This window comes from Oryzibacillus soli, from assembly GCF_051594765.1.
Lineage (GTDB): Bacteria > Bacillota > Bacilli > Paenibacillales > NBRC-103111 > Paenibacillus_AR.
Window position 1 is genome coordinate 1 of the sequence record NZ_JBPPGJ010000052.1, and the last position, 2,307, is coordinate 2,307.

At 60.6% G+C, this 2,307-nt stretch carries 4 protein-coding genes; all 4 read right to left on the reverse strand.

What is annotated here, in order from left to right; all coding sequences use genetic code 11:
* Positions 1-153: 153 nt before the first annotated feature.
* Positions 154-714 (reverse strand): phage tail protein I, encoded by a 561-nt coding sequence (locus ACSEXW_RS27955; RefSeq protein ID WP_438449470.1) that lies wholly within the window; start codon positions 712-714, stop codon positions 154-156.
* A complete protein-coding gene (locus ACSEXW_RS27960; RefSeq protein ID WP_438449471.1) occupies positions 714-1,826 on the reverse strand; it encodes a baseplate assembly protein in 1,113 nt (370 codons plus the stop codon). The genes ACSEXW_RS27955 and ACSEXW_RS27960 overlap by 1 nt, the downstream gene beginning before the upstream one ends.
* Positions 1,823-2,128, reverse strand: coding sequence for a hypothetical protein (locus ACSEXW_RS27965; RefSeq protein WP_438449472.1), 306 nt, complete (start codon positions 2,126-2,128; stop codon positions 1,823-1,825). The genes ACSEXW_RS27960 and ACSEXW_RS27965 overlap by 4 nt, the downstream gene beginning before the upstream one ends.
* Positions 2,128-2,307: hypothetical protein (locus ACSEXW_RS27970; RefSeq protein WP_438449473.1), on the reverse strand; the 180-nt coding region annotated here is incomplete at its 5' end. The genes ACSEXW_RS27970 and ACSEXW_RS27965, both read right to left, overlap by 1 nt.

Below are 2,307 nucleotides of genomic sequence, written 5' to 3' on the forward strand. Positions count from 1 at the left end.
CTCACCAGCGTGTTCAGATTGACCACCTGCTGCGCACCCAGGCTTCCATCCCCGATGCCGACCCGGGTAAACTGCAGTTCGGTTCCCGCCTGTGCTTTGGCCTGGAGGGCCAGCCCTTTATTCGTAAACTTGAATCCGTTAAAGGAACTCATCTCAATTCACCTGCTTTATGGTCAATTTATCAGCCGAGTGGACTGCAAATCCCATCGTGATAGGGAAGTCCTCCGTACTCAGGAGCACCACGGCATCCAGCACCGAACGAAGATTCTTCACCGCATCCACCGCTCGCGCCAGCTGCGCGGCCTTATCACCGGTCGCGTCGGGATTGTTGGTCACGATCCTGAAGTGGTAGGGTTGGCCGCTGTACTGAAACCATTCCTCAACCGCTGCGTCGCCCAGGTAGATCTCCGCCACGCGCTTCACGGCCGCCGGCGTCCCGCGGATCCGGGCCAACCGGAGTACGTCCTGGATGGCCTCACGTTTTGTATCAACATCCGCTTCGGGGTCGTACCAATCCACGTCAAACTGCCATGCCAGGATATCAAGAACCTCCTCCGGCACCTGATCCAACCGACCATATATCATGACCTGCTGGACCTCATCGGCCAGCTGCCGGAGCTGCTCTGTGAGCGCTGCGGCGAAACCCTGGACGGATGGATCCTCCCGCATGGCTTTGGTCTGGAGCTGGGAGAGGTCTACGGTCTTCAGATCCATTAGATCAGCCCCCCATAGTTCACGGTCTTGGTCCCCAACTTTGCCACCGCATTGGCAGCGACGGCTGCATAAGCCGGGGCTGTTATCGTCACCCGAAAGGCGCCGGCGTTATATATCCGGGCGATCAGATCATCCGGCGTCACCGGGCGGCCCAGTTTCGCGCATTGCCATGCGATATGCTGGTCAATTGCTCCTCCGGTGCCCTCGATGGCCGCCTTAATCGCCGTTACCTCCGCAGCACGCTCCGCGCTGATGAAGTAGGTCAGGTTGATGTTGTATGTCACCGTGGTGGGGGCCAGAACGGCCACCTGGTCCGTCAGCGGCCGTCGGTCCGATGCGCTCACTTCGGCCAAGACCTTGGCCAGGACGGAGCTATCAGGCAACGCTCCGTCCTTGAGCAGTGGATATACGTTCACCACGCCGGCGCTAGGCGACGTCACGGCCACGTCCGCGATGTTGACGTCCGCTGACTTGGCGAAGAACCGGTAAGCCTTCTCCGGGCCTGCTACGCTGAAGGAAGTCGGGGCCAGCCGCTGCCGTTCCCGGTAGGCCTCGTCACTCTCCCGATCGGACCCACCCGCGCTCGTTGTGATGTTGGCCACGCTGGCCACATACGGTACAGGATCCACCAGGATATTGATCTGGCCGGCGACCAGGCCGTTATACTTGACGCCGCCCTCCGCCGCCTCCGTGGTGACGTCTCCCGTCGTGGATCCCGGGGCGATGGTCAGGTCTGCCTTGGTCACGAAGTACAGCTCACCGTCCGGCGTCACACGGGTGCCTGCCGGTATCATGACCGCCGCCAACTGTATGGTGGACAGCGTAAATCGGATCGTTACCGTTGCCTTCTGATCCGCCAGGCGCGGCACCATAATTCGGTCTCCCAGGGCATCCAAAACGTCACCAGTGGCGAAGGGGAGCAGATTCTGGTTCCCCGTAAAGTTGATGTCGTTCTTCAGGCCCAGCAGCACCGGAATGAACTGCAGGAGGAAGATCCGCCGGGGGTCACCCGGATACAGCGTAATCCCGGTGGTCTGCTCATATCGCCGGATCAACTCTTGTTGAAGGAGCTGCGCATCCACCTCCACAAAAGCAATCGGTTCGAAATTCATACTTCCATCACCACCTTGAAGTTCATTGTGCCGTCCTCATCCACTCCGTCGAAGGAGACGTCCTTCAGCCGGGCGCGAGGCTCGCGTTCCTCCACCACCGCGTAGATCTCCGCGACGGCCCGGGTGACGGCGAGTTGCTGGGGCATATCCAGGAAGTCCGGTCGGATCCCCAGCGTCCGATCATAGGCCACCTCATACTTGAAGGTGCTGATCAGGGTCCGGACGTTCTGGACGATCTCCGCAGCGCCGGTAGCGCCCCAGTCGATGTCCGGGGCGCTCGTTGTTTGCAGGGTCACTTCCATTACAAGATCAGCTCCTGTTGCTTATTCAGGCGGAACTGCGTGGCCGCCGACACGTTTGGGTTGGCCCGCTTTTGTTCGGCCTTGTCCGGTGGACTGTAGATGGACGGGCTCGGCTCCAGTCCAATCGCCACTCCAGCTGCCGCCTTTTTACTGGCCGAGGCTTCTGCGCTGCCTGCCCG

Bases quoted from the DNA above. Each gene is read 5' to 3' on its own strand.
- ACSEXW_RS27955 (WP_438449470.1), bottom strand. From the start codon at position 714: ATGGATCTGAAGACCGTAGACCTCTCCCAGCTCCAGACCAAAGCCATG.
- ACSEXW_RS27960 (WP_438449471.1), bottom strand. From the start codon at position 1,826: ATGAATTTCGAACCGATTGCTTTTGTGGAGGTGGATGCGCAGCTCCTT.
- ACSEXW_RS27965 (WP_438449472.1), bottom strand. From the start codon at position 2,128: ATGGAAGTGACCCTGCAAACAACGAGCGCCCCGGACATCGACTGGGGC.